Annotated in this window: 7 protein-coding genes; all 7 read right to left on the bottom strand. The window is 61.5% G+C overall.

Going from position 1 to position 4,250, the window contains the following annotated elements; translation table 11 throughout:
- Positions 1–243: 243 nt before the first annotated feature.
- Positions 244–582 carry a hypothetical protein gene (locus JCM12296_RS32855; RefSeq protein WP_054701995.1) on the bottom strand — a complete coding sequence of 113 codons (339 nt, stop codon included), beginning with the start codon at positions 580–582 and terminating at the stop codon, positions 244–246.
- A 63-nt stretch (positions 583–645) separates the two neighbouring features.
- The gene (locus tag JCM12296_RS32860; protein WP_054701999.1) at positions 646–1,002 is read right to left on the bottom strand and encodes a hypothetical protein; all 357 of its coding nucleotides are present in this window, start codon (positions 1,000–1,002) and stop codon (positions 646–648) included.
- Between the two features lie 401 nt (positions 1,003–1,403).
- The gene (locus JCM12296_RS32865; RefSeq protein WP_083456748.1) at positions 1,404–1,985 is read right to left on the bottom strand and encodes a PNPOx family protein; all 582 of its coding nucleotides are present in this window, start codon (positions 1,983–1,985) and stop codon (positions 1,404–1,406) included.
- A 61-nt stretch (positions 1,986–2,046) separates the two neighbouring features.
- Positions 2,047–2,529 (bottom strand): adenine deaminase C-terminal domain-containing protein, encoded by a 483-nt coding sequence (locus JCM12296_RS46605; protein ID WP_054702006.1) that lies wholly within the window; start codon positions 2,527–2,529, stop codon positions 2,047–2,049.
- Positions 2,501–3,079, bottom strand: coding sequence for an amidohydrolase family protein (locus JCM12296_RS46610; RefSeq protein WP_054702008.1), 579 nt, complete (start codon positions 3,077–3,079; stop codon positions 2,501–2,503). Before JCM12296_RS46610 ends, JCM12296_RS46605 begins: the two co-directional genes overlap by 29 nt.
- On the bottom strand, positions 3,079–3,804 hold the full coding sequence (locus JCM12296_RS46615; protein WP_246805243.1) for a hypothetical protein: 726 nt from the start codon (positions 3,802–3,804) through the stop codon (positions 3,079–3,081). Before JCM12296_RS46615 ends, JCM12296_RS46610 begins: the two co-directional genes overlap by 1 nt.
- Before the next feature lie 62 nt (positions 3,805–3,866).
- Positions 3,867–4,088 carry a hypothetical protein gene (locus JCM12296_RS32885; protein WP_054702014.1) on the bottom strand — a complete coding sequence of 74 codons (222 nt, stop codon included), beginning with the start codon at positions 4,086–4,088 and terminating at the stop codon, positions 3,867–3,869.
- Positions 4,089–4,250 lie beyond the last annotated feature (162 nt).

The following is a 4,250-nucleotide window of genomic DNA, read 5'->3' on the forward strand; positions in this document are numbered from 1 at the left end:
CCCGCCAGCGCGGCGCCCGGGCCATGACCGCCGACGTGCTGGCCACCAACCAGGCCATGCTCAAGGTATTTGAACAAAGCGGCTTTACCGCGCGCCGCCACTACGAGGACGGGGCCTATACGGTGACCATCGATCTTTATCCCGAAGAGGAAAGATAGGCGCCAGAAACGAAAAATGCCCACCGAGGGCCGGTGGCGGCATCGGTGGGCACTGGCGCGAATTGAGAAATTCGTTCGCTTGCGACTATTTCTTGTGGCGATCCAGATAGGGCCGATAATCCTTCACGTTGCTACTGAATTCGCTTTTGCAGGTCTTCAGACAGCTCTCATCGCCATGGCATTTCTCCTTGCAGTCCACGTATCCGCTGATGTTATCGCAGCGTTGGATGCACATCTCCCGCAGTTCATGGCAGGAGATATCATCCACCGCAGAAGCGGCGGTCTCTTTCTGCTTGCAGTTCCGGTAGGAATCCGCACAATTACGGCGGCACTCGTCATTTCCCATGATACCGGCAAACGCCATTTCGCCGGCCAACAACACCGCCAGCAAAGAAATTGCCAACCCAATCGGTTTTACTTTCATTTTCGACTCCTCATTCAGAAATGATTGATCATCACAATACGCGCCAGAATTGACCGTCCGGGATCACGAACCGGTCATCGGACGAAGCCGTGGGGGTTCTCCCTCCCCATGAATCGGGATATGGAAATCATTAACGAGGGCATCGATGGCATCGGGAGCCACAAATGCCGACCGGTCGGCGGCCCAATGGACAAACAGCCAATCCGCCGGCGTTCCCTTCAGCCAATGGTCGCCGATGTAGTACCCCCTGGACAGGGATGCCTGTGAAACGCGGACATCGCTCGACGGCGGAATGACCGGTGTCGTATCGGGAAAATAGCCGTCCTCGCCCCACAATTGACTGCGGAACCGGAGTGAATAGGAAACGTCGCCGCGGCCTACCCGCGAGAAGGCCCAGGGCAGTTCGCGTTTGCCCACCACCAGATGCCCGTGACGGGCCTCGCTTCGCGTACCTTGGCCGAGTAGGTCAGATAGTGCTGCATCACAGTGGCTGATCCGCCGCAGGCGAGGCAGAGGACCACGGCAAACGCGACGATGGTTCTGGCGACCATGTAACCCCCTTCAATATCGTCCGGTTTTATTTTGGGAAACGGCGTGGGCCGTGGGAAATGGCGTACAATGCCCGGTCAACGCCCGGCGAGGGGCCGGAGAAGCCGGAAAAACGGAAAATGCGCCAAGTTTCGAATATCGGCGCAAGGGGGACTTTCTTTAGGACAAAACAGTCATTCCCGCATCGAATCCGGCCCAGGATCGACATAACACACTGCCATCTCGGCAAATCATCAACGGCATGCGGCATGCGAAAAAACGCGGCATTCACTTCACGGCACCACCCAGCTGGCCTGCAAGTGGCCGTCTTCCCATTGGAAACGCGCACGCACGTTGCCCGATGGCCGCAGCCGCAGCCAGTCGATGGTCTCCACCCGACCGATGATGACGGCGAAATGGTCCCGGCCGGCGTTGCTGTCCATCAGGTTGGGCAAATCCTTGAGCAGCCTGGCCGACAGGCCCGCCGAAGGCTGGTCCAGGGGCGATCCGGGCGGCTGCTCGGCGCAATAGTTGAGTCGGCTCAAGCCCTTGACGCGCTTCCAGAACGCCTCAGCCGTGGCGTCGCCACTGTGCACCGTGACCCTCCCGGAGATTCTGACCTGCACCATTTTGCGGGGATGGTAGAACAGCCACTGAGCCCTCCCGCAGGCCTTGATTTCGCCGATCTTGGGCGAACGGAGATCCGCGTAGCAGATCAGTTGGCGGCCGTCCGCATCGGCCTGGCGCAGGATCACCGTGCGCACGCCGCAACCGGTGGCATGGCCGGTGGCCAGGGCCGGCCGGTTGAAGGGGTCGCTGAAATGGGCCGCCCCCCGGCCGAGCAGCGCCCATACCGACTGGAGGACATGCTCCAGGGAGTCTTTTTTTTCGTCATCGTCACAGAGCTTTCAGGCCATCGATCAATAGAACCGTTCCCTATTCCTCGGCACAAAACAAATCCATCGTCAGGCCGTCCTTGAGATTGACCAGCCCTTCCTCGCAGATGCGCAAATAGGGAATCGCTCCACCGGTCAGGGTAATCAAGGTCAGCATGGGATCGGGAAAAACGACGCCCAGGCCTGAAATGGCCTCTCTGAGCGCCCGGCGCTGGTCGATGAGCGTCTCCAGGGGCGCTTCGGAAATAATTCCGAAAACGGGCATGGGCAGTTCCGCCACCACCCGGCCGCCGTCGACGACCACGGCACCGCCTTGAAGCTCGCGAATCCGGTTGACACACAGGGCCATGTCCGTCTCGTCGGCGCCGACCACGACAATGCAGGTGGTGTCCCAGGCCGCGCTGGAGGCCACGGCGCCCGAACGCAGGCCAAAGCCCTTGATCAGACCGGTGAAAGAGCGCCCCGGCGGTTGGTGCGGTCGATGGTGGCGATCTTCACGATATCGTTGGCCGGGTCGCGGCAAGCATGCCGCCGATCACCGGCAGGGTCAGGCGCACCTCGCGGGTCACCAGGTCGGTCACCATCTCGATCACGCGCACCGTCGCGCTGGACCCATGGCCGGGTACGGGCACACTGAAATCATCGGCACCAACCGGTTCCGCCAACCGGATGCTGTTCAGACTCTCGGCTGTGAATTCGTGTTTGCGAGGGGATGCTTCCAGCCGGCCGTCACGGGCGATGATCCGACCGTTGCTGACCACACAGGTCGCCCGGATGGTCCTGGGGTCGGGAATCAACACCATGTCGGCCAGTTTTCCCGGGGCGATCCCGCCGATGCGGTCGTCCAGGCCGAAATGCTCGGCCACGTTGAGCGTTGCCATCTGGATGGCGGTAACCGGATCGAATTCGCAGTCGATGGCCTTTTGCACGAGATATTCCATGTACCCCATCGCCAGAAGATCCTCGGGGGAAATGCCGTCGGTGGTCAGGATCAACCGCCGGGAATCGACCCCCATGTCTCGGATGGCGGCGATTTCGGCCAGATCGCGGCGGATGCTGCCCTCGCGAATCATCACGTAGATACCCAGCCGCAGCCGCTCGAGGACCTCATCGGCCTTGATCGGCTCGTGGCAGGACGAGATCCCGTAGGCCAAGTAAGCCTGGAGTTTGATGCCCCTGGCTCCGGCGGAGTGCCCCTCGAGGGTCTTGCGGGAGGCACGGGTATCGGTAAAGGCCAGTCGATAATCCTCCGGGTGTTGGGCCACCGCCTGCCAGTAAGACTCGCCCAAGCCGACGATCTCGTCGCGCGCCAAAGCTGCCGCAGGTCCGCCGGATCGATACCCGTGGCGGCCCGGCTGATGGAGACCATGGACGGTGCCGTGGCGAAAAATCTGATCGGCTGATCGGCCAGGGAGGCGAGAAAGTCCAGCATGCCGGGCAAGCCGGCCACCGGATAGACCTCCAGGGTCTCGGTGACGATGCTGGTGGTCCCGCCCCGGGCCGCATGCCGGAGAAATTCACCGGCCGTGAAGAGCCAGGCCAGGTGGGCATGGCCGTCGATCAACCCCGGAATGAGGGTCGCCCCGGCGGCATCGATCACCTGGGTCTGCGGTCCGATGGCGTGGCCGACATCCTCGCCCACGCAGGCGATCCAGGCGCCGCTGGTGCACACGGATTGGCCGTCCAGGATCTCGCCTGTGTAAACGTTGACCAGCCTGGCATTCACGATGGCCAGATCGCCCGGCGCACGTCCGAGGGCGACGTCGATCAGTTTGGCATCACTTTGCATGGTGCGCATATTTCGCATATTCGTCCTTTCGGCAATTGTGACGGATTCGTAAAAAGCCCAATATAGGTTCATCAATCCTTTCTCACCCGCAAAAAGGAAGCAAACCGGGGGATACCCTTTTGGGTGAAGCCCTGGTATTTGAACGTCACCACTGCGCCCGGTAGCGGTGGATGCCGGCGTTCATCGAGAGTAAACCCCGATCCCAGGTTGAAGACCACGCCGCTTTCCAGCCGCAGGGTCAGGCTTCCCAGCATACCCGCGAAGCGGCCCTTGCCCGGATTGTGGCCGATCACGACGCCTCCATGTCGCTGAAGTGTTTTACCTTCAAGACAAAGGGGCTGCGACCGGCATGGAATGCCAGCGACGGGTCCTTGACGATCACGCCCTCACCGCCGAGCGCCTCGACCGTTGCCAGAAAGGCCGCAAGGTCGTCCGGCCCGCCACACACCCGCTGG

Origin of the sequence: Desulfosarcina cetonica JCM 12296, assembly GCF_001311845.1 — a bacterium.
GTDB classification, from domain to species: Bacteria; Desulfobacterota; Desulfobacteria; order Desulfobacterales; family Desulfosarcinaceae; genus Desulfosarcina; species Desulfosarcina cetonica.

Excerpts from the sequence above, each read along its gene's own strand:
- JCM12296_RS46615 (WP_246805243.1), bottom strand. The coding sequence starts at position 3,804 with ATGCGCACCATGCAAAGTGATGCCAAACTGATCGACGTCGCCCTCGGA.
- JCM12296_RS32855 (WP_054701995.1), bottom strand. The coding sequence starts at position 582 with ATGAAAGTAAAACCGATTGGGTTGGCAATTTCTTTGCTGGCGGTGTTG.
- JCM12296_RS46610 (WP_054702008.1), bottom strand. The coding sequence starts at position 3,079 with ATGATTCGCGAGGGCAGCATCCGCCGCGATCTGGCCGAAATCGCCGCC.